Annotated in this window: 21 protein-coding genes; 12 read left to right on the top strand and 9 right to left on the bottom strand. The window is 39.3% G+C overall.

The features are described 5' to 3' along the window. The first annotated feature begins 5 nt into the window (after positions 1-5). From PARC_RS12055 to PARC_RS12010, 10 genes are all read left to right on the top strand, one after another. On the top strand, positions 6-338 hold the full coding sequence (locus PARC_RS12055) for a Na+/H+ antiporter subunit G (protein ID WP_007585525.1): 333 nt from the start codon (positions 6-8) through the stop codon (positions 336-338). A gap of 130 nt (positions 339-468) precedes the next feature. Continuing rightward, on the top strand, positions 469-966 hold the full coding sequence (locus PARC_RS12050; protein ID WP_010554687.1) for a DUF2059 domain-containing protein: 498 nt from the start codon (positions 469-471) through the stop codon (positions 964-966). Between the two features lie 508 nt (positions 967-1474). Further along, positions 1475-1918 carry a MerR family transcriptional regulator gene (locus PARC_RS12045; protein ID WP_010554688.1) on the top strand — a complete coding sequence of 148 codons (444 nt, stop codon included), beginning with the start codon at positions 1475-1477 and terminating at the stop codon, positions 1916-1918. After that, positions 1908-4154, top strand: a complete 2247-nt coding sequence (locus PARC_RS12040) for a heavy metal translocating P-type ATPase (RefSeq protein WP_010554689.1) — start codon at positions 1908-1910, stop codon at positions 4152-4154. Before PARC_RS12045 ends, PARC_RS12040 begins: the two co-directional genes overlap by 11 nt. Before the next feature lie 20 nt (positions 4155-4174). Continuing rightward, complete coding sequence (locus PARC_RS12035; RefSeq protein WP_010554690.1) at positions 4175-4528, top strand: cupredoxin domain-containing protein; 354 nt, start codon at positions 4175-4177, stop codon at positions 4526-4528. A gap of 70 nt (positions 4529-4598) precedes the next feature. Next, on the top strand, positions 4599-4814 hold the full coding sequence (locus PARC_RS12030; protein ID WP_007585532.1) for a TIGR02450 family Trp-rich protein: 216 nt from the start codon (positions 4599-4601) through the stop codon (positions 4812-4814). A gap of 615 nt (positions 4815-5429) precedes the next feature. Further along, positions 5430-5642 (top strand): EF-hand domain-containing protein, encoded by a 213-nt coding sequence (locus PARC_RS12025; protein WP_007585535.1) that lies wholly within the window; start codon positions 5430-5432, stop codon positions 5640-5642. Between the two features lie 169 nt (positions 5643-5811). Then, positions 5812-6018 (top strand): hypothetical protein, encoded by a 207-nt coding sequence (locus PARC_RS12020; RefSeq protein ID WP_010554691.1) that lies wholly within the window; start codon positions 5812-5814, stop codon positions 6016-6018. Positions 6019-6098: 80 nt separating this feature from the next. After that, positions 6099-6314: an EF-hand domain-containing protein gene (locus PARC_RS12015; protein ID WP_002958509.1), complete on the top strand. Its 216-nt coding sequence runs from the start codon at positions 6099-6101 to the stop codon at positions 6312-6314. 233 nt (positions 6315-6547) lie between these two features. Continuing rightward, positions 6548-7495 carry a PDC sensor domain-containing protein gene (locus PARC_RS12010; RefSeq protein WP_010554692.1) on the top strand — a complete coding sequence of 316 codons (948 nt, stop codon included), beginning with the start codon at positions 6548-6550 and terminating at the stop codon, positions 7493-7495. A gap of 35 nt (positions 7496-7530) precedes the next feature. Here PARC_RS12010 and PARC_RS12005 read toward each other — a convergent pair whose 3' ends face one another. Continuing rightward, complete coding sequence (locus PARC_RS12005) at positions 7531-9150, bottom strand: M28 family metallopeptidase (protein WP_010554693.1); 1620 nt, start codon at positions 9148-9150, stop codon at positions 7531-7533. Positions 9151-9292: 142 nt separating this feature from the next. On the opposite strand from PARC_RS12005, the gene PARC_RS21630 reads away from it, so the two are divergent. Continuing rightward, positions 9293-9442: a hypothetical protein gene (locus tag PARC_RS21630; protein WP_007585545.1), complete on the top strand. Its 150-nt coding sequence runs from the start codon at positions 9293-9295 to the stop codon at positions 9440-9442. Positions 9443-9548: 106 nt separating this feature from the next. On the opposite strand, the gene PARC_RS12000 is transcribed toward PARC_RS21630, so the two are convergent. Next, positions 9549-9788, bottom strand: coding sequence for an RNA recognition motif domain-containing protein (locus PARC_RS12000; RefSeq protein ID WP_007585551.1), 240 nt, complete (start codon positions 9786-9788; stop codon positions 9549-9551). A gap of 254 nt (positions 9789-10042) precedes the next feature. On the opposite strand from PARC_RS12000, the gene PARC_RS11995 reads away from it, so the two are divergent. Next, positions 10043-11329 (top strand): VCBS domain-containing protein, encoded by a 1287-nt coding sequence (locus tag PARC_RS11995; RefSeq protein WP_010554694.1) that lies wholly within the window; start codon positions 10043-10045, stop codon positions 11327-11329. 80 nt (positions 11330-11409) lie between these two features. Here the strand turns inward: PARC_RS11995 and lipA are convergent, their stop codons facing one another. The 7 genes from lipA to mrdA form a co-directional block, all read right to left on the bottom strand. Continuing rightward, positions 11410-12375 carry a lipoyl synthase gene (gene lipA / locus PARC_RS11990; protein ID WP_002958515.1) on the bottom strand — a complete coding sequence of 322 codons (966 nt, stop codon included), beginning with the start codon at positions 12373-12375 and terminating at the stop codon, positions 11410-11412. Then, positions 12372-13025 carry a lipoyl(octanoyl) transferase LipB gene (gene lipB / locus PARC_RS11985; RefSeq protein ID WP_010554695.1) on the bottom strand — a complete coding sequence of 218 codons (654 nt, stop codon included), beginning with the start codon at positions 13023-13025 and terminating at the stop codon, positions 12372-12374. Before lipB ends, lipA begins: the two co-directional genes overlap by 4 nt. A 19-nt stretch (positions 13026-13044) precedes the next feature. Then, positions 13045-13323 carry a DUF493 family protein YbeD gene (gene ybeD / locus PARC_RS11980; protein WP_010554696.1) on the bottom strand — a complete coding sequence of 93 codons (279 nt, stop codon included), beginning with the start codon at positions 13321-13323 and terminating at the stop codon, positions 13045-13047. A gap of 175 nt (positions 13324-13498) precedes the next feature. Further along, positions 13499-14662 (bottom strand): serine hydrolase, encoded by a 1164-nt coding sequence (locus tag PARC_RS11975; RefSeq protein WP_010554697.1) that lies wholly within the window; start codon positions 14660-14662, stop codon positions 13499-13501. Positions 14663-14761: 99 nt separating this feature from the next. Then, positions 14762-15526 (bottom strand): septal ring lytic transglycosylase RlpA family protein, encoded by a 765-nt coding sequence (locus tag PARC_RS11970; RefSeq protein ID WP_010554698.1) that lies wholly within the window; start codon positions 15524-15526, stop codon positions 14762-14764. Further along, complete coding sequence (gene rodA, locus PARC_RS11965) at positions 15526-16632, bottom strand: rod shape-determining protein RodA (RefSeq protein WP_010554699.1); 1107 nt, start codon at positions 16630-16632, stop codon at positions 15526-15528. Before rodA ends, PARC_RS11970 begins: the two co-directional genes overlap by 1 nt. Continuing rightward, positions 16629-18497 (bottom strand): penicillin-binding protein 2, encoded by a 1869-nt coding sequence (gene mrdA / locus PARC_RS11960; protein ID WP_033012431.1) that lies wholly within the window; start codon positions 18495-18497, stop codon positions 16629-16631. Before mrdA ends, rodA begins: the two co-directional genes overlap by 4 nt. Between the last annotated feature and the right edge of the window lie 4 nt (positions 18498-18501).

Below are 18501 nucleotides of genomic sequence, written 5' to 3'. Positions count from 1 at the left end.
AAAACATGATCAGCGAATGGGTTGTATCAATATTATTGTTATTTGGTGGTACGTTTATTTTAATTGGCTCAATAGGCTTAGTTAAACTACCTGACTTTTTTATGCGTTTGCATGGGCCAACTAAAGCAACAACGTTGGGCATGGCAAGTATGCTAATTGCAGCTATGGTTTATTTTGCAAATTCAGGACATGGCCTAAGTGTTAAAGAAATACTCATTACTATATTTTTACTAATTACGGCACCGATTAGTGGTTACATGCTAATAAAGTCAGCTATTCATCATAAGCTAAAAGCCAAAGAAGGCACTAAAGGCCTAGATAATGTAGAAGACGATTAACATAAAAATATATTTATAAAAGGCCGAATAAATTCATTTTATTCGGCCTTTTTAGTGACTGCTTGTACCCTTTACAAGACTAATTAATAATGTAACTATAAAACGATTATTTATATGAAAGGATATTATTATGGGTAAGGTACTACTTTTATCATTACTGATTTTTTCTAGTAGTTTGTATGCTGAACAAAATACTAAGCAGCAAAAAATAGATGAACTTATTAGTGTAATGAATTTAGATTCAATGGTTGACTCTATGTACGGCCAGGTTGAAGGTATGATGAAAGGCATGTCAGACCAAATGGGCGTTAAGCCTTCTGAACAGGCAATTTTTGATAAATACTACAGCGACATGACGACGGTATTAAAAACCGAAATGAGCTGGGCCAAAATGCAGCCGATGATGATTAGCGTGTACGACAAACATTTTAGTGAGCAAGAAATTGCCGATATGTTAGCGTTTTATAAAACAGATACAGGGCAAAAAATACTTGAAAAAATGCCTGTTGTAATGCAAGAGTCTATGCAAATGTCACAAAGCTTAATGAAAGATGCTATGCCTAAAATACAAACTTTAGCGCAGCAACTAAGCGACGAATTAGAGCAAAGCCGTAGCGAATCAAACTAGGGCAGCGCATGTTTGGTATTTATGCTGCGTTATCGCCTATTTATGGGAATAACCACACTACATAGGCTCTGCCTTGCCTAAAGACCAAACAGTCTGCTGTAAATTAAACCACCAATGATCAACACGCCCTTAGATTAATACGCGCCTTACTTAGGCGCTTCTCTCCTGAATTACATCCCCTACAGATAATACACGCCCGATATCAGCTTAAGTTAATTATGTTTGTGTCACTATACTAATGAGCAACAATACTTAATCAATTTGAGGGATTAAATTCGGCGTTAACTGCGTTAAACATTTTGATATACGACTGCATGGATGCAGAGGCAATTAGTGATAACAACTAAATAACGAAACCTTTGCCTTGTTATCAACACGATTTTCTTGTCTTAAATAGGTTACTTAATTAAGCGAATTGGTATTATTTTATTAGTTTTAAAATAGTCATTGACCTATGTGTTGCACCTAGGTTTATTATGAAGCTACTGAAACACGACGGAGCTAAATTATGTATGTTAAACAACTCGCCAAGTTAATGGGCGTGACTGCCGATACTGTTCGTCATTACACACGTGTTGGGTTACTTAACCCAATACGCAGTGAAGAAAATGGCTATCAAGAGTATACAAAGCAAGACCAGCAGCGTTTAAAGTTTATTATTAGCTCTCGTCAACTTGGTTTTTCACTCAAAGATATTCAACACATTATAGGCGAGTCAGAGCAGGGGAATTGTCCTTGTCCGTTAACGCGTAAACTCATTACTAAACGCCTAGAAGAAACCGAAGCACTATTTCAAGAAACATTAAAATTACGAAACAGAATGCATGCAGCTCTGGCGCAATGGGATACATCAGCCGATGGTGCAAATGCCAGTGACGTGTGTAGTTTAATAGAATCTTTTGTTGATCCAATAAACGATTCTGCAAATAAGGAGCAGCGTAATGACGACTAATACAAAAGACACCGCGCAAAACTTTATTATTGAAGGCGCTAATTGCGGCAGTTGTGTGGCCAAAATTGAAAAAGCCCTCAATAGTGTTCAAGGTGCGCAAAACGTGGAAATGAACTTTGCTGAGCGTACAGTACGTGTAGAAGGTAAAGCCTGCGAAAGCACGCTTATTAAAGCAGTCGAAAACATTGGTTATTCAGCTAAGCCAATGAGTAACGAGTCTGATCAAGATGCACTTGATGAAAAAGCAAAGTCGGACGAGGCACATTACAAAAAGCTAATGCGTAATATGATATTAGCGTTAGGGGTCGGTGCGCCGTTAATGATATACGGGCTTATTTTTGACATGAGTGTGACCACCGACACACAACGAATGGCATGGTTTTTAGTGGGTATAGTCACGCTTGTGGTTATGGCTATATCAGGTAAACAATTTTACAACGGTGCATGGCAGGCATTTAAAAACCATGCTGCCAATATGGATACATTAATAGCGCTTGGTACAGGTACTGCGTGGTTGTATTCAATGTTTGTAGTAATAGCACCAAACTTATTACCACAAGTTGCAAGACACGTATATTTTGAAGCGTCATCGATGATCATCGGTTTAATTAGTTTAGGGCTCGCTTTTGAAGTAAAAGCACGTGGGCGCACCTCACAAGCAATTAAACGCTTAATTGGCCTGCAACCAAAAACTGCACGCGTAATTCGCGATGGGCAAGAGCAAGACATCGACATTAGTGATGTTGTAAAAAATGATGAAGTACGCGTACGCCCGGGTGAAAAAATCCCTGTGGATGGCGATGTTATTGAAGGCAGCAGTACGGTTGATGAGTCAATGCTTACTGGTGAGCCAATGGCCGTCCGCAAAAAAACGGGCGACAAAGTCGTTGCCGGAAGTATTAATAAAAGTGGCACTTTATTATTTAAAGCCACGCACATTGGTAGCGAAACCACACTTGCCAATATTATCAATATGGTAAAGCGTGCACAAAACTCTAAGCCATCAATAGGGCGATTAGCTGATGTTATATCAGGAATATTTGTACCAACAGTCATGATTATTGCAGTACTTGCTGGCCTTGCATGGTTAAACTTTGGACCTGAGCCATCAATTGCTTATGCCGTTGTTGCAATAACCACTGTACTTATTATTGCGTGTCCTTGTGCGCTAGGACTCGCAACCCCTATGTCGGTTATGGTGGGTATTGGTAAAGCTGCAGAGTCAGGAATATTAATTCGAAATGGTGAGTCGCTGCAAACAACATCTAAAATCACCACCATGATTTTAGATAAAACAGGCACTATTACTCAAGGCACACCGCAAGTTACCGATGTAGTTACGTTTAACAACAGTGATGAAAATACAGTAATGCAACGTGTTGCAAGCCTTGAAAGTAGCTCAGAGCATCCACTGGCCGAAGCAATTACGGGACATGCTAAAAAGCAGGGATTAGCTTTAAGCAAAGTAGCCGACTTTAACGCAATTACAGGTAAAGGTGTAACTGGCAGTGTTGACGGGCAAACATTGTTGTTTGGTAATAAAGCGCTAATGGATAAATACGATGTAGCCGTTGATGATGCAACCGAGCAAGCTCAAACACTTGCCAGTGATGCTAAAACGCCCATGTATTTTGCAAGTAATAATAAGCTCCAAGCTATTATTGCAGTAGCAGATCCTATTAAAGAGGATTCAGTTGAAGCTATTAAACGCCTGCAAGATAAAGGTATCCACCTAGTTATGCTAACAGGTGACAACAAAGCCACTGCACAAGCCGTTGCTAAGCAAGTTGGTATTGATGACTTTATTGCAGAAGTCATGCCTGATGACAAAGTAAACGAAGTAACAAAGCGCCAAGCAAACGGTGAAATAGTGGGTATGACAGGTGACGGTATTAACGATGCCCCCGCACTTGCGCAAGCCGATGTAGGGTTTGCAATTGGCACAGGTACCGATGTTGCAATAGAAAGTGCAGACATTACCTTAATGCGTGGTTCGTTACATGGCCTTGCTGATGCAATTGCAGTGAGTAGTGCAACTATTTTAAATATTAAACAGAACCTATTTGGTGCCTTTATTTATAACGTGGCGGGTATTCCGATTGCAGCCGGCGTGTTGTATCCATTTTTTGGCATACTACTTAACCCTGTTGTTGCAGGTGCAGCTATGGCACTTTCATCGCTTACAGTGGTAAGTAACGCTAATCGCTTACGTTTTTTCAAACCAAATAAATCGTAATTTAAGCTAAGGAGTACATTATGTTGATGATTAATATAGGTGGTGCACTGTTAATAGCCGCAATTATTTATTGGTTTTGGCTATACAAACCAGAGCAAACACAAAGTGATGACAACAAAGTAACGATAGTCGTTGATAACGGTGTTTATAAGCCAGGACACATTAAAGTGGCAGCCAACAAAGAGGTTGTACTTACCTTTGATAGAAAAGATGGCGCGCCGTGCGCCGAAACCGTGGTATTTCCACAGCTTGATATAAGTAAAACGCTGGCAATGGGTGATGGCAATACAGTTAAACTACCTGCGCTTGAAGCCGGTGAGTATGACTTTCATTGCCAAATGAAAATGTACAAAGGCAAGCTAGTTGCTCAGTAACCTGAACTAAGTAGGTGTTGGGGTCGTATAGTTGCCTTATATAAGTTATGAGTAGGAGTGGTTACATTAAATGAATAAATTAAACCCTAAAAAATTATTGAATAGTAAATGGACCGCAACACCTTCTATAAATAAAGAAAAACACTTCATTATTGTTGAGGTGGAATTTGATGAAGATGGCAACGTAATTGAATGTATTACCGAGGCTGTTATGTCAAAAAATCAATATCCAATTAGTTGGCGAGATTTAAAAGATAACCAAAAGTGGCTGCAAGGGTGGAAGTAGTTTAAATCTACATAGTTTACCTCACTCCAATAGCGGCACATTTGCAGATAGCTGGCACACGATGTAGGTTTGCTTAACTCAAGCGAACCTATATTTTACGGCGCATTAAGTTATGAACTCAATGCTATAACTTAGCTCATATATCACATTCTTTCTGAGTAATTCGCCATTTGGCAACAAAACAGTTAATTTCAAAATATCCTTTCAAAATTTTTATAATAAATCTCAAAAATAATGTAACTGACTAATTATAAATGAATTAATTATTTAATAGTCGCGAACAAATCCTATGTTACTTCCATGTTCATATTCAGTTTATTTTGAAGACTAACCCAAACACCCCCCTTTTTGGCTTTTTAGCAAAAGTGTGTCTTTTTAACTAAACCTAACTAATTGATTTATATCGGTTTATTATTTTTAGGTAAATGGCTGTTGCTAAATAGCAACAATAACACCTCCTCAAATTAAGCTTCTCTCGCTTTATATTGTTTAACTCATTGTTTTTAAATAATAAATAAAAAGTGGCACCAAAGTTGTAATACCTAGAGTGTATTAAGCAAAACGTGATGAAAGCCAAAGGCCTTAATCGCAACAACCCAATGAAGGAATACTATTATGAAAACATTTCAATCAACACTAGTACTAATGGCGCTAGCTTCTTCATCAGCGGCTTTTGCAGCAACAGATTTTGATACGCTAGACGTAGATGGTAATGGCGCAATCAGCCAAGCCGAAGCATCAGTGGATGCTGAGCTTTTAAGCAAATTTGAAGAACTCGATACAAACCAAGATGGTGAGCTATCTGAAGATGAGTTTTCTAAGGCCTAAAATTAAAGCCTTAAGCAGTTAATGCTCTGTAATGTTATCTAAATTCTGAGTTGCCAAAGACAACCTAAGTAGGCAAGGGAGCCTACTAAAAAGAATAACCAGGAAGTGACTAGAGAGCACTATAGAGCAAATTTATTTAGGACACCGCATACTTTTGAAGGATTAAATTATGAAAAAGCTACAATCAACATTTGTACTTATGGCTATTGTTTCTTCGTCAGTAGTATTTGCAAACACAGACTTTGAAACACTCGATGCAGACGACAACGCTTCAATTAGCCGCTCTGAAGAATCGGTGCAAGTGATAGAGCAATTTGACGAGCTGAATGTTCAAAGTAGCGGTGGTCCGACAGAAAATGATTTTTTTGAATATTAATTTATAAACACTTTACTCCTAAAGGATCTTTGAAAAGGACTTCTTACCCCTAATCAGGCTCAAAGCCTAAGGAAACGATTATGAAAACATTACACAAAACTCTAGCACTTGTAGCCCTTGCTTCTTCTTCAGCGGCGTTTGCTGCGGTAGATTTTGATTCTTTTGATACTGATGGCGACGGCGTAATTAGTAAAACAGAAGCCCAAGTAAACTCGCAACTAGTACAGCTTTTTGATCAATTAGATGCAGATGGAAATGGCGAATTATCTAAAGAAGAGTTTTCGAAGGTTCAGTAACAGGCTCTATATTTAAGTTAGTCGTAAAGCCTTACCAGTCATACTCACAAAGCAGCTAAGTAATTAATACTTAGCTGCTTTTTTGTGCATTTAACTTAATATATTACTGTTTAGTCACCAAAACAGTGCAAAACTCGAGTTTTAATTTAATTAAGTTACTGATTATTAAGTTGTTTTATTATTGGTTTTAAACTTGCAAATCTATTTATAACTTAGGTTAATGAGTATTTAAAATGGCGCGAATGAGTTATATCAGTAGTGTTGAGCGCTACCACGAATATGAGCATGTAATACACAGCTTACTTAAATCTATTTTGATGAGTATTGAGGATGGGTTAACTAAGGAGCGTGATACCCGCTACCTGATTAAGCAGTACCCATTTTTAGAATTACAATATTATTTAAATGCAGAAGGTTTGCAGCAGGGTAATAATGTCTGCTTTAAACGGGCATATAGAAAAAAACTAGGTGAAAGTGGTAATCAACAAGATTTAAGCGAGCGCCCCTATTTTTTGAACGCTAAAACAAGTGATAGGGTGTGCTTTACTGATCCCTACATTTCTATAGCGACTAACCATTTATGTATATCGGCGATTAAAGAACTAAAAAAACCAATTAATAATCAACATTACTTGGTCGTTGATGTGAGCTTAACGCAGCTTATTGAGTTTGTAATGGGTGATACTGCGCGCGCTAATATGTCGCCTTACTTTAAAGCGGGTTACGGTATTATTGTTGCGTGCTTATTTTGCTTAGTATTATTTTTACTGAATATCGTTTTTAATGATATATACGCGCTATTAACCCATGTAGATACCTCATCAGACCCACTTGAACCCTTTAGTATCATTATTTACATCACCCTAGCATTAGCAGTATTCGATTTAGGTAAAACAATACTCGAAGAAGAAATCCTTATGCATAAGGATATTTTTAGGCACTCATCTACGCGGCGCACTATTACACGGTTTATATCTACCGTGTTAATTGCTATATCAATTGAGGCGTTGTTAACTATGTTTAAAGCGGCGTTGGGGCAATCGGAGTATTTAATGCCTGCAATAGCGATGATGCTTGCAGTAGTGGGGCTTTTAATTGCACTAGCTATTTATGTTTATTTAGGAGCAAAGGCCGAAACGCTATTAATGCGGGCTCGTTTAAAACAAAAATCCTCCAAGTAGGAGGATTTTTATATTACATAACTATTAATAGTTATTTATTGTTTATCTTGCGCGCGTTTGGCTTTAAAGTCAGACTCGCTCGTCCACTTTGGCCAATCGCCATTGTTTGCAAGTTGAGTGGCTATATCAACAATAAGATCTATATCTTGCTTAACACCACCTAACGACCAATCAGCAGAGTAGTCGTCTGCTTCTTTATGGTACTTATGCGCAATGTACTCAGGATCGGTATCGCCCAGGCTCATAAATAATAGACTAGGCACACCTTGCTTAGAAAGTGAGAAATGATCAGATCTAAAAAACAAGCCATTTTGCGGGCGAGGATCCATTTTAACAACACGGCCTTGTGATTTTGCAGCCTTTGCTAAATAGTTTTCCATTGTCGATAAATCTTTACCGTATTGTAAAATGTAGTCAGTACCATCAAGCACGTTCATGCCATCAATATTTAATAGACCGACCATTTTTTTTGTAGGTACAACCGCACCCGATGCAAATTCTTCAGAACCAATTAACCCCGTTTCTTCTGCTGTAAAGTTAGCAAAAATAATTGAGCGTTTAAATGGTTTTTGCTTATTCATTTTGCTCATGATGCGTGCTATTTCAAGCGTGGCTGCAGTGCCTGAAGCGTTATCTACTGCGCCGTTATAAATCTTAGGGCCAGTATCCGTTTGTTTAGTACCAAAGTGGTCCCAGTGAGCGCTAATAACAACGTATTCGTCAGGTGATTCGCTACCTGTAATTTGTGCAACTACGTTATGCGATTTTGCATGAGATACTTCGTTTTTAAAGGCAAGGTTTGCTTTTAAGTTAAGTGGCGTCGCTTTAAAGTCATCATTTAATGCTGCTTGTTTTAAATCTTGATAGTTAAGCTTTGCGGCGTTAAACATTTTCTCAGTCGCATCAAGTGTTAGCCAGCCCATAACCGGTAATTTAGACGCGTTTAAATTGTTATCCATTAACGTGTATTTAGTGCCGGTGTTTGAACTTTCAACTACGCCCCAAGGGTATGCCGCAGGTGCTGTTTCATGAACAATAAATACAGCCTTTGCACCTTGGCGAGCGGCTTCTTCATATTTATAAGTCCAGCGACCGTAGTAGGTCATTGCATTACCAGTAAAAAGGGCATTGTTTTGAGTAGCAAAGCCTGGATCGTTAACTAGCACAACCACTGTTTTATCTGTTACATCAATATTTTTATAGTCATTCCAGTTATATTCTGGCGCATTAATACCATAGCCCGCAAATACAACGTCAGAGCTTCTTACATCAATTAATGGCTGAAGTTGCTCGGTACGTGCGGTAAAGTCTTTGCCTGATTCAAAGCTCAAATCACCTACCTTTAACTGCATGTCCTGATTAGCTGTCACCATTGCCATTTTTACAGGCTGTAAGTATTTACCTTTATAAGCACCGGTTAAACCCAGCGCTTTATATTGCTCGCTTAAGTAGCCTACTGTTTTCACTTCGCCATGAGTAAGCGGGCCTCGGCCTTGAAAGTCATCAGAGGCTAGCGTTTTAATATGCTGTTTAATATTGCTAAGGCTTACACCGGCTGTATTTTCTAATGGGGTTTGTTGGCTTGCAGGCTCTGAGCAGCCAAAGAGTGCAACTAGCAGGCTTAGGCTAGCGCTTTTTAAAAGAGTAGATGCCATAGTCTTCATATTGTTATTTAATTAGGCTTTCAATATAAAGGAAGCACCGCAGCGATGTCGAATTTTTATAGAGAACTTTTCATTCAATTGCAGATTGATTTGATAAGGTGTATAAATAACGAACAACCTAAGGGAACACATAATGAGCCAATGTAAAAAAAGTGGGTATTTATTTATAGCTAGTGGCATTGCATTTTTTGCTGCTGCAATATTAGCTGAGCAGGAGACATTTTTTGTGCTGTCTGCTTCTTTTATAATATTGGGCACTATAAGTATAAAAAAAGCGGCTTAATAACCGCTTAGTTTTTTTAGCTAAATATAAAGCTTAAATACAATACTTGGCACTAAAAGCAAAAAACCAGCATTAGCTGGTTTTTTAGTATAAGTTGCAGTTAGCTTTATGCGTCTGCAAGCTTTACGCGGATCTTACTTTTATCAACAGTAGATTGGTTAAGTGCTTTAATGGCGCTTTTACTTTCTATGTCGTTTGGCATTTCTAAAAAGGCAAAGCCTTTAGATTGGCCAGTTTCTTTATCAAGTACCAAGTTGCAGGTAGTCACTTTACCGTGCTCTGCAAATAAAGTACGAAGCTCATGCTCAGTGGTAGCACGAGACAAGTTACGAACTAATAGTTTCATAATGAACCTAAATAATTATGTCAGTACTAATTATCTCAAGTAACTCAGCTTTAACCTAATTTTATTTTAAAACATATATAAATAAACGTTCTATAGGAATAATTGTTTGTATCACACTGAAAAAACATAGCTTTATAATTTTAAATGGATTGCCATCAAATTGGTCATGTTAATTGGTAATTGAGTTGTGGTTATTTACATAGTTAATTGGTAAGTTATGTTTTATTAACTTACTATTAACTATAAAGCTAACAATGCCTAAATATAATCTTAAACTGTGTAATGTAATTACAACCGCACTTCTATCTTGTTTAGTTGTTGGTTGTGGCAGCTCTGGCTCTGATTCTACGGTGCAAAATAATGAAGCGATTACTTTACAAACTCCTGCAATAATTGGTGGTAATAGCCGAGGCGAAGTTATTAGTGATAGTAATGATGCAATAACAGGCTCATTAACCATTACTGATCAACAATCCGGTGAGGCTGCTTTTATAGCACAAGAAAATAGCGCTACAAGCTATGGTTTTTTTAGCTTAAATGCTGGTGGAGATTGGTCATACACACTTGATGATTTAAATGCTTCAATAACATCTTTAAGGGAAGATGAAACACTGCAAGACACAATAACAGTAAACTCTTTAGATGGTACTGGCGCACAAATTATCATAACAATTGTTGGTGCACCAATAACTCAAGCTGATGGCTTTGAGAGCATCTCGCACGTGTTATTGCAATCAGATGGCGTAGATTCGGGACTTGACGCATACACACTTATTGAAAATGCATTCGGCGAAGGGTCAATTGAATCTCCAGATTTATACGCTGGCAATCATGAAAGTGTTGTCCATATTATCGAAGATACCGATACGATAATTGGTAGCCATTTTGTATTTTTAGCCCACCGAGATGATGACCAAGATAAAGACAAAGGTGCAAGTGACAGGCAACGCAACGAAATAAAAACCTACGATAAATCACCGCAAGAAACACTGGCGTTTGAGGGGGAGACATTTCAATACAGCTGGAAATTTAAAGTAAGCAGCGAGCTTGAGCTTACGAGTAAGTTTAGCCATTTTTTTCAAATAAAAGCCCGTAACGAGAGTAACGACAACACCAATGGTAATGACGATCAGCCTATTATCACTCTCTCGGGTGCGCAAAAAAACAGTACAGGCAATCAACTGCAAGTGCGGTATAGCGCAGGCTTTGACGAAAACGGTAACAGCACGGGTCTTGATAAAAACTTAATTGAAACCGACTGGTCTTTAATTACAGATGAATGGGTCGAGGTATTTGTACAAGCTACATTTAGTGAAAGTGGTAAGCTTGATATGACATTAACGCGCTTAAGCGACAACGCAGAGATATTTAATATAAGCGAGCAAAACATAGATATGTGGCGCGGCTTTAATGATGATGATTTTGCTCGTCCTAAGTGGGGAATATACCGCTCAATTGTTGAAACCGACAGCCTTCGAGTTGATGAAGAACGTGTTAGGTTTGCTGATTTTTCTATCACAAGAGGTAAGTTAGCGCAGTAAGCTATTTTATCAATTAGCATGAAAAAGCCGTTAATAATTATGCATTATTAACGGCTTTTTTTATTCTTTGATAAAAGTGGTTATTTTACTTCTTTGCCCGCTGCTTGTTGATCAGCATGGTAGCTTGAGCGTACAAACGGACCTGAAGCCGCGTGAGTAAAGCCAATTTCGTCTGCATACGCTTTTAAGCCGTCAAACTCTACTGGTGGCACGTAGCGTTTAACTGGTAAGTGATGCTTAGAAGGTTGTAGATATTGGCCTACAGTTAGCATGTCAACGTTGTGTGCACGTAAATCGCGAAGTACTTCTTCAATTTCGCTAATTTCTTCACCTAAACCTACCATTAAGCCTGATTTAGTTTTTACTTCTGGGTGAGCTTCTTTAAAGCGACGAAGTAATTCTAATGACCATTTGTAGTCAGCACCTGGGCGAGCTAGTTTGTATAAACGTGGCGCAGTTTCAAGATTGTGGTTAAACACATCTGGTGGCGTCTCGATTAATATCTCTAGTGCGCGGTCCATACGACCACGAAAATCAGGTACTAAAATTTCGATAGTAATAGTTGGGTTGTGCTTACGAATCTCGCGAATACAATCGGCAAAATGCTGTGCACCACCATCACGTAAATCATCACGATCAACTGAAGTGATTACAACGTAGCTTAGCTTCATATCTTTTATAGTAAGTGCTAGCTTTTCAGGTTCAGTGGCATCAGGTTTTAATGGGCGACCATGAGCAACATCACAAAATGGGCAACGACGAGTACAAATAGCACCTAAAATCATAAAGGTAGCTGTACCGTGGTTAAAACATTCAGATAGGTTAGGGCACGAAGCCTCTTCACATACCGAGTGTAAGCCATGCTTACGTAGCGCTTTTTTAATGCCGTCAATGCGATCGGTTGATTTAGGTAAGCGAATTTTTAACCATTCTGGCTTACGCAACATTTCAGTTTTTTCTGTAGGTAAAACTTTTACTGGGATCAACGCCATTTTTTCTGCGTCGCGTAGTTTTACACCTGGTTCCATTTTGACTGGTTTATTCATTCGTTTTCAAACCCTTCAGTATGCTTAACCTGTGTTGCATTAAGCTTCTTGATCATGTGTTTCACCAATCCTTCACCTGCACTTTCTAGGTTTTGAGGACCATCTAATTCTTTAGTTTGCACCATATTCATGCCCGCATAACCACATGGGTTAATGCGTAAAAATGGACTTAGGTCCATGTTAACATTTAATGCTAAGCCATGAAACGAGCAACCACGACGAACCCTTAACCCAAGGGATGCAATTTTGCTGTCGTTAACGTAAACACCGGGTGCATCAGCTTTAGCATAAGCTTCAATACCATACTCGGCGAGTGATTCAATAATGCACTCTTCAAGCCATGTAACCAGTTCACGTACACCAATCTTTAAACGACGTAGATTAAATAATACATACATCATTTGCTGGCCAGGGCCGTGATAAGTTACTTGTCCGCCACGGTCAACTTTAATCACCTCAATGTCGCCAGGAGCCAGTAAGTGTTCGTCCTTACCAGCCTGACCTTGGGTGAATACACTCTCGTGCTCTACAAGCCAAATTTCATCTGGCGTATTTTCATCACGGGTGTCGGTAAAGTCCTGCATTTTTTGCCAAATTGGCATATAACGCTGACGACCCAGTTGGCGTACGATCAAAGTGTTTTCGTTCACAACAAATCTCAACTATGGCTTAAAGCATGTGGCGTACGTCATCAATATTGCTGATCACGTTGTAAATTTCTTCAATGTGTTTGCCGCTAGTAACCGTTGCTACAAGGCTTACTGACTCGTAATTACCTTTGCTGCTTGGTTTTACTTTAGGGGCGTAATCGCCAGGTGCTATTGGTTGTAACTTAGCTAAAATTTGCTCAGTTAAGTTTACATTAGCTAAACCCATTATTCTGAATGTAAATGGGCAAGGGTACTCTAGGTACTCATCAAATTTAGTATCTTTAACAGGTTGAACCACGACGGTGACTCCTCATACAAAAGTGTGGACTCTATGCAAGCTTGAAGCTTAATACAGATAGGCAATTAGCAGTCTTGCTTATATGGGGCGCATTCTAACATTTTTCAAGCAAAAAAAAACGCCTCACAGTGGAGACGTTTAAATTAGTTACCCTAGTTAATAGGGGAGCTATAAATTACTGCATGATCTGTAAACGTAAGTAATCATAAATTTTGCTAAAGAAGCTGCCTTCTTCCACTTCTTCAAGTGTTACCAGTGGGTATTGAGCAATATCTTCGCCCTCTAGTTGTAAGAATAACGTACCTACTTTAGTACCTTTAGCAAGTGGTGCTTCAAGCGTGTTATCTAGCTCAAAGTTAGCTTTAAGGTTTTTATGCTGACCACGTGGGATAGTAATCGGTGTATCTTCTAAAATACCTAAAGATACATTTTCTTTGTTACCCATCCAAATACGTTGTTCTGCAAAGCTATCGCCTGCTTTGTACGGAGTAATTGTTTCATAAAAACGAAAACCATAGTTAAGTAGTTTTTTACTTTCTACTTTACGAGCTCGTTCGCTGGTAGTACCCATAACAACAGCAATTAAACGCATATCGTTTTTAGTTGCTGAGGTAACTAGGCTGTAGCCAGCTTCTGATGTATGACCAGTTTTAATACCGTCAACATCTAAGCTTTCGTCCCACAATAATGAGTTACGGTTATATTGCTTAATGCCGTTATAAGTAAACGATTTTTGCTTATAAAGTGCATATTCATCTGGCACATCACGAATAAGTGCAGCACCAAGTGTCGCCATATCGCGAGGCGTTGTGAAGTGCTCGTCAGTATCAAGGCCGTGGCTGTTGATAAAGTGGCTGTTGCTCATACCTAATTTAGCAGCATGGGCATTCATTAAATCAGCAAATGCGCTTTCGCTTCCAGCAATATGCTCAGCCATTGCAACACATGCATCATTACCTGATTGGATAATAATACCGTGGTTAAGCTGATCAACACTAATTTGCTTACCTACTTCAATAAACATCTTTGAAGATTCTGGGAAGTTTTTAGCCCATGCTTTTTCGCTTACCGTTACCATATCGGTAGTGGCAATATTACCTGCTTTAATTTCAGTACCAATTACATAACTGGTCATCATTTTAGTTAAACTTGCAGGTGCTAGCTGTGTATCGGCTTCACCTTCAGCAATAACTTTACCTGTTGTAAAGTCGACCAAAAAATAACCTTTTGCATTAACTTGAGGTGGTGCCGGAATAATTTGGGCGCTGGCTGAAAATACGGCGGCTGTACAAACTAGGCCGCATACACCTTTGAGGATTTTATGTTTAATAGATTTCATCATACTCATTAATGGTTAAAGTTAAAGATTCGCGTTACGCCATTTTATACCCAAACCAGCCCAAGATGCGAGCATCCTGGGGTAGTTTGGGTATTAGTCTTACTGAGTGTAAAGCAAGAACGCGTTTTGAAATTGATTTTGTTTTAATTTTTTTAATACTTCGTCTGCATGAGGGGTGTCTTTTATTGGCCCTAAATGCAGTCTGTAAATATCGTCTTTTTGCACAATATTTGTTGGTAATTTGTATTGCTCTCGCAATGTGCTGGCAAGTGCTTCAATATTAGCAAGTGTACTACCTGCAGCTACCTGAATATAGGTTTGACGCGCAGTTGCGCCCGCAAGCGTAACGGCTTCTAGCTTAACCTTTGCTGTACCATGGGTGTAATAGCCAAGCTTATAAGCGGCTGCGTACGAAAGGTCAATTATTCTATCGTCATGAAACGGGCCCCGGTCGTTCACGCGTACGATTACCGATTTACCATTTGCTGTATTGGTTACTTTAACAAAGCTAGGTAGTGGCAGCGTTTTATGCGCTGCGGTCATGGCAAACATATCGTACGTTTCACCATTTGAGGTGTGATAACCATGAAACTTACGACCATACCAAGAGGCAATGCCTTCTTCACTAAAGCCTGTCTCATCAAGCATGGGCGAATAACTTTTACCAAGCACTGTATATGGGCGGCTAGCGCTGGCGCTTTTAGTTACTTCGGTAACTATCGCGTCTTGCATCTCAAGTGTAGTCGGGGCTCTAAGTGGTGCTGCATCATGGCGCATGCTATAACGGCTACTTGAGCCACTGCTACAAGCACTTAAAAGTAAAATTAATAATGTAGTAAATATAAGCTGATTAGTGTGTCGCATTATTTTAAAAGCATCCTTTTATCTGTCGCGATTGACATAATAATGCCAAATCCTGCCATTAACGTTACCATCGATGTGCCACCATAACTAATCAGTGGTAAAGGTACGCCTACAACAGGTAATAAACCCGATACCATGCCTATGTTTACAAATACGTACACAAAAAAGGTGAGGGTGAGTGCGCCTGCGAGCAATTTACCAAATGCATCTTGTGCATTAACAGCAATGTATAAACCACGGCCAATAATAAATAAATAGAGACTAAGTAAAACACATACGCCAAATAAACCAAATTCTTCGCTTAAAACCGAAAATATAAAGTCAGTGTGGCGCTCTGGCAAAAATTCTAATTGCGATTGCGTACCAAGCAGCCAGCCTTTACCTTCTATACCGCCTGAGCCAATAGCAATTTTAGATTGAATAATATGATAACCCGAACCGAGCGGATCGCTCTCAGGGTCTAAAAAGGTGAGTACACGCTGCTTTTGATAATCGTGCATACCGTAGTGCCAAAATGGCCATGCGGCAAGCGCTACTATAGAGCTTAAAAAGCCGATTAAACGCCAACTTAATCCAGACAAAAACAAAACAAATATACCTGAACTTGCAATAAGTATAGCGGTACCTAAATCGGGTTGTTCTTTAATTAATAATGTAGGGAGCATTACAATCATAAAGCCAATAATTAAGTGCATTGGCCGAGGAGGTAAGTGATTTCGCCCTATATACCAAGCTACCATCATCGGGACTGCCAACTTCATTAATTCTGCAGGTTGAAACCGTGTCACCCCTAAATCGAGCCATCGCTGTGCGCCTTTTGAGCTTACGCCAAATAAAAGTACACCCACTAGCATTAATAAACCAACGCAATAAAGTGGGATCACTAAACGCTTTAATGTGGCAGGCGAAAACTGGGCCAAAACAACCATAGCAACAACCGCACCGCCCATACGAGTCATGTGCCTAATCATCATTGAAGAGTCTTGGCCGCTTGCGCTGTAAACAACCATTATGCTACCAGCCATCATTATGAGTAATGCAATAAGCAGTGGTAGGTCTAGATGCATACGTATCCAAATAGAGCGTTTATCGTGCAAAGCGGTCATGGTGTATCGTTCCTTGCAAGATTAACTGGATTAGCTGCAAAGTAGTAATCCATAAGTTGGCGAGCAATTTGAATACCGCCGTGGTTGTTTTCTAATACAACAGAAACCACAATTTTAGGATCGTTGTAAGGTGCAAACCCTACGTAAATTGTGTTGTCACGCTGGCGCTCTTTAAGCGATTCTGCATCGTAGCGTTCACCTTGGGCAATACTAACTACCTGTGCAGTACCCGTTTTACCAGCCGAGTCGTAGTTAGTGCCTTTAAATGCTTTGTGCGCTGTGCCTGATATTTTTTGAACTGTATTATGCATTGCATCTAACGATACCTGCCAATGGCGTGGATCTTTTAAAATAACAGGGGGTTTTTCTTCGTTGTTAATTTGCGTTATGTCGCTATCTTTTTTTATTACTTGCACCAAATGAGGTGGATGATTAATACCACGATTAACTAATATGTTAGTCGCATTTGCAATTTGAATTGGTGTAGCAGTCCAGTAACCTTGACCAATACCTACTGAAATAGTATCACCACGCCACCAAGACTCTTTAAAGCGTCCTTCTTTCCATTCTTTTGAAGGTAGAATAGCAGTAGTTTCTTCATGAATATCAATACCTGACAAATCGCCGTAGCCAAAACGGGCCATAAAATCACTGATTTTAGTAATGCCTAATCGATAAGCCGCATCGTAAAAATAGGTATCGCACGACTCTTCAATCGCCTTGTATACATCCACATGACCATGGCCCCAACGTTTCCAATCTCGCCATTTGTGTTCAACATTTGGAATTTGAAAAAAACCAGGATCCCACATTGATGTTGATTCATTTACTATATTTTCTTCAAGTGCTAATACAGCCATTAAGGGTTTTACCGTAGAGGCAGGCGCATAACGACCTTGCGTAGTACGGTTTATTAACGGACGGTCTTGGTTAAGTAACGCTTTATAATTTTTGCTGCTAATGCCGTGTACAAATAAATTTGGGTCGTAACTTGGGTTTGAATAAAGCGCCAGCACGCCACCATCTTTTGCATCCATAACTACAACAGCGCCACGCATATCTTTAAGCCCATGCTGTGCAATTTGTTGCAAGCCAATGTCTAAGGTAAGTACTAAATCGCTACCAGGTTGTGGCTGGGTCATGCTTAGAGTGCGAATTACACGGCCACGGTTATTAACTTCTACCCGTTGTGAGCCCACTTTACCGTGCAATGTTTCTTCATAGTATTTTTCTAATCCGAGCTTGCCAATATCATATGTAGCGCGGTAATTGGTTGCACGATCTTCTTGTTCTAGTTGGTTTAGCTCTTTTCTATTAAGTTTGGCAACATATCCAAGCGCATGCGTTAGCGTGTCACCAAATGGGTAGTAGCGAGCCAGACGTGCCTCAATACTAAAACCAGGGAATTTATGTTGATTAACCGAAAATTTCGCCACTTCTGTTTCGTCTAAGCGGGCTTTTAATACTTGTGATTTAAAACGACGGGTGTGTTTTATATCTTTTAAAAAATCTTGTTTATCTTGCTCTGTAATCGCAATTATTTTACTTATTTGATCAAGCGATTCGTCAAGGTCATCTACCTCTTCGGGGATGACTTCAAGGTTGTAAACAGGTTTGTTTTCAGCAAGTAGCACACCGTTACGGTCGTAAATTAAACCACGGTTGGGTGCAATAGGAATAACTTTAATGCGGTTATCGTTGGAGCGGGTTTGGTAGTCTTGGTGATCTTCTACCTGAATAGTATAAAGATTAGAAAGTAATACAGCGACTAATCCTAATACAAAAACAAAACCCACGAATGCTCGCCTAGCAAATAAGTTTGCTTCTGCGGAGTGGTCACGAATAGTGGGTCTATGTTTTAGCATGGCA

The organism is Pseudoalteromonas arctica A 37-1-2 (genome assembly GCF_000238395.3).
In the GTDB taxonomy this organism is placed as follows: domain Bacteria; phylum Pseudomonadota; class Gammaproteobacteria; order Enterobacterales; family Alteromonadaceae; genus Pseudoalteromonas; species Pseudoalteromonas arctica.
This window is presented reverse-complemented; position numbering and strand designations above follow the sequence as displayed.

Excerpts from the sequence above, each read along its gene's own strand:
- mrdA (WP_033012431.1), bottom strand. The coding sequence starts at position 18,497 with ATGCTAAAACATAGACCCACTATTCGTGACCACTCCGCAGAAGCAAAC.
- PARC_RS11970 (WP_010554698.1), bottom strand. The coding sequence starts at position 15,526 with ATGCGACACACTAATCAGCTTATATTTACTACATTATTAATTTTACTT.
- PARC_RS12040 (WP_010554689.1), top strand. The coding sequence starts at position 1,908 with ATGACGACTAATACAAAAGACACCGCGCAAAACTTTATTATTGAAGGC.
- lipA (WP_002958515.1), bottom strand. The coding sequence starts at position 12,375 with ATGAATAAACCAGTCAAAATGGAACCAGGTGTAAAACTACGCGACGCA.
- PARC_RS12015 (WP_002958509.1), top strand. The coding sequence starts at position 6,099 with ATGAAAACATTACACAAAACTCTAGCACTTGTAGCCCTTGCTTCTTCT.
- PARC_RS12020 (WP_010554691.1), top strand. The coding sequence starts at position 5,812 with ATGAAAAAGCTACAATCAACATTTGTACTTATGGCTATTGTTTCTTCG.
- PARC_RS12025 (WP_007585535.1), top strand. The coding sequence starts at position 5,430 with ATGAAAACATTTCAATCAACACTAGTACTAATGGCGCTAGCTTCTTCA.
- PARC_RS21630 (WP_007585545.1), top strand. The coding sequence starts at position 9,293 with ATGAGCCAATGTAAAAAAAGTGGGTATTTATTTATAGCTAGTGGCATT.
- PARC_RS12045 (WP_010554688.1), top strand. The coding sequence starts at position 1,475 with ATGTATGTTAAACAACTCGCCAAGTTAATGGGCGTGACTGCCGATACT.
- PARC_RS12035 (WP_010554690.1), top strand. The coding sequence starts at position 4,175 with ATGTTGATGATTAATATAGGTGGTGCACTGTTAATAGCCGCAATTATT.
- PARC_RS11995 (WP_010554694.1), top strand. The coding sequence starts at position 10,043 with ATGCCTAAATATAATCTTAAACTGTGTAATGTAATTACAACCGCACTT.
- PARC_RS12055 (WP_007585525.1), top strand. The coding sequence starts at position 6 with ATGATCAGCGAATGGGTTGTATCAATATTATTGTTATTTGGTGGTACG.
- PARC_RS12050 (WP_010554687.1), top strand. The coding sequence starts at position 469 with ATGGGTAAGGTACTACTTTTATCATTACTGATTTTTTCTAGTAGTTTG.
- PARC_RS11975 (WP_010554697.1), bottom strand. The coding sequence starts at position 14,662 with ATGAAATCTATTAAACATAAAATCCTCAAAGGTGTATGCGGCCTAGTT.
- PARC_RS12030 (WP_007585532.1), top strand. The coding sequence starts at position 4,599 with ATGAATAAATTAAACCCTAAAAAATTATTGAATAGTAAATGGACCGCA.
- rodA (WP_010554699.1), bottom strand. The coding sequence starts at position 16,632 with ATGACCGCTTTGCACGATAAACGCTCTATTTGGATACGTATGCATCTA.
- PARC_RS12005 (WP_010554693.1), bottom strand. The coding sequence starts at position 9,150 with ATGGCATCTACTCTTTTAAAAAGCGCTAGCCTAAGCCTGCTAGTTGCA.
- PARC_RS12010 (WP_010554692.1), top strand. The coding sequence starts at position 6,548 with ATGGCGCGAATGAGTTATATCAGTAGTGTTGAGCGCTACCACGAATAT.
- PARC_RS12000 (WP_007585551.1), bottom strand. The coding sequence starts at position 9,788 with ATGAAACTATTAGTTCGTAACTTGTCTCGTGCTACCACTGAGCATGAG.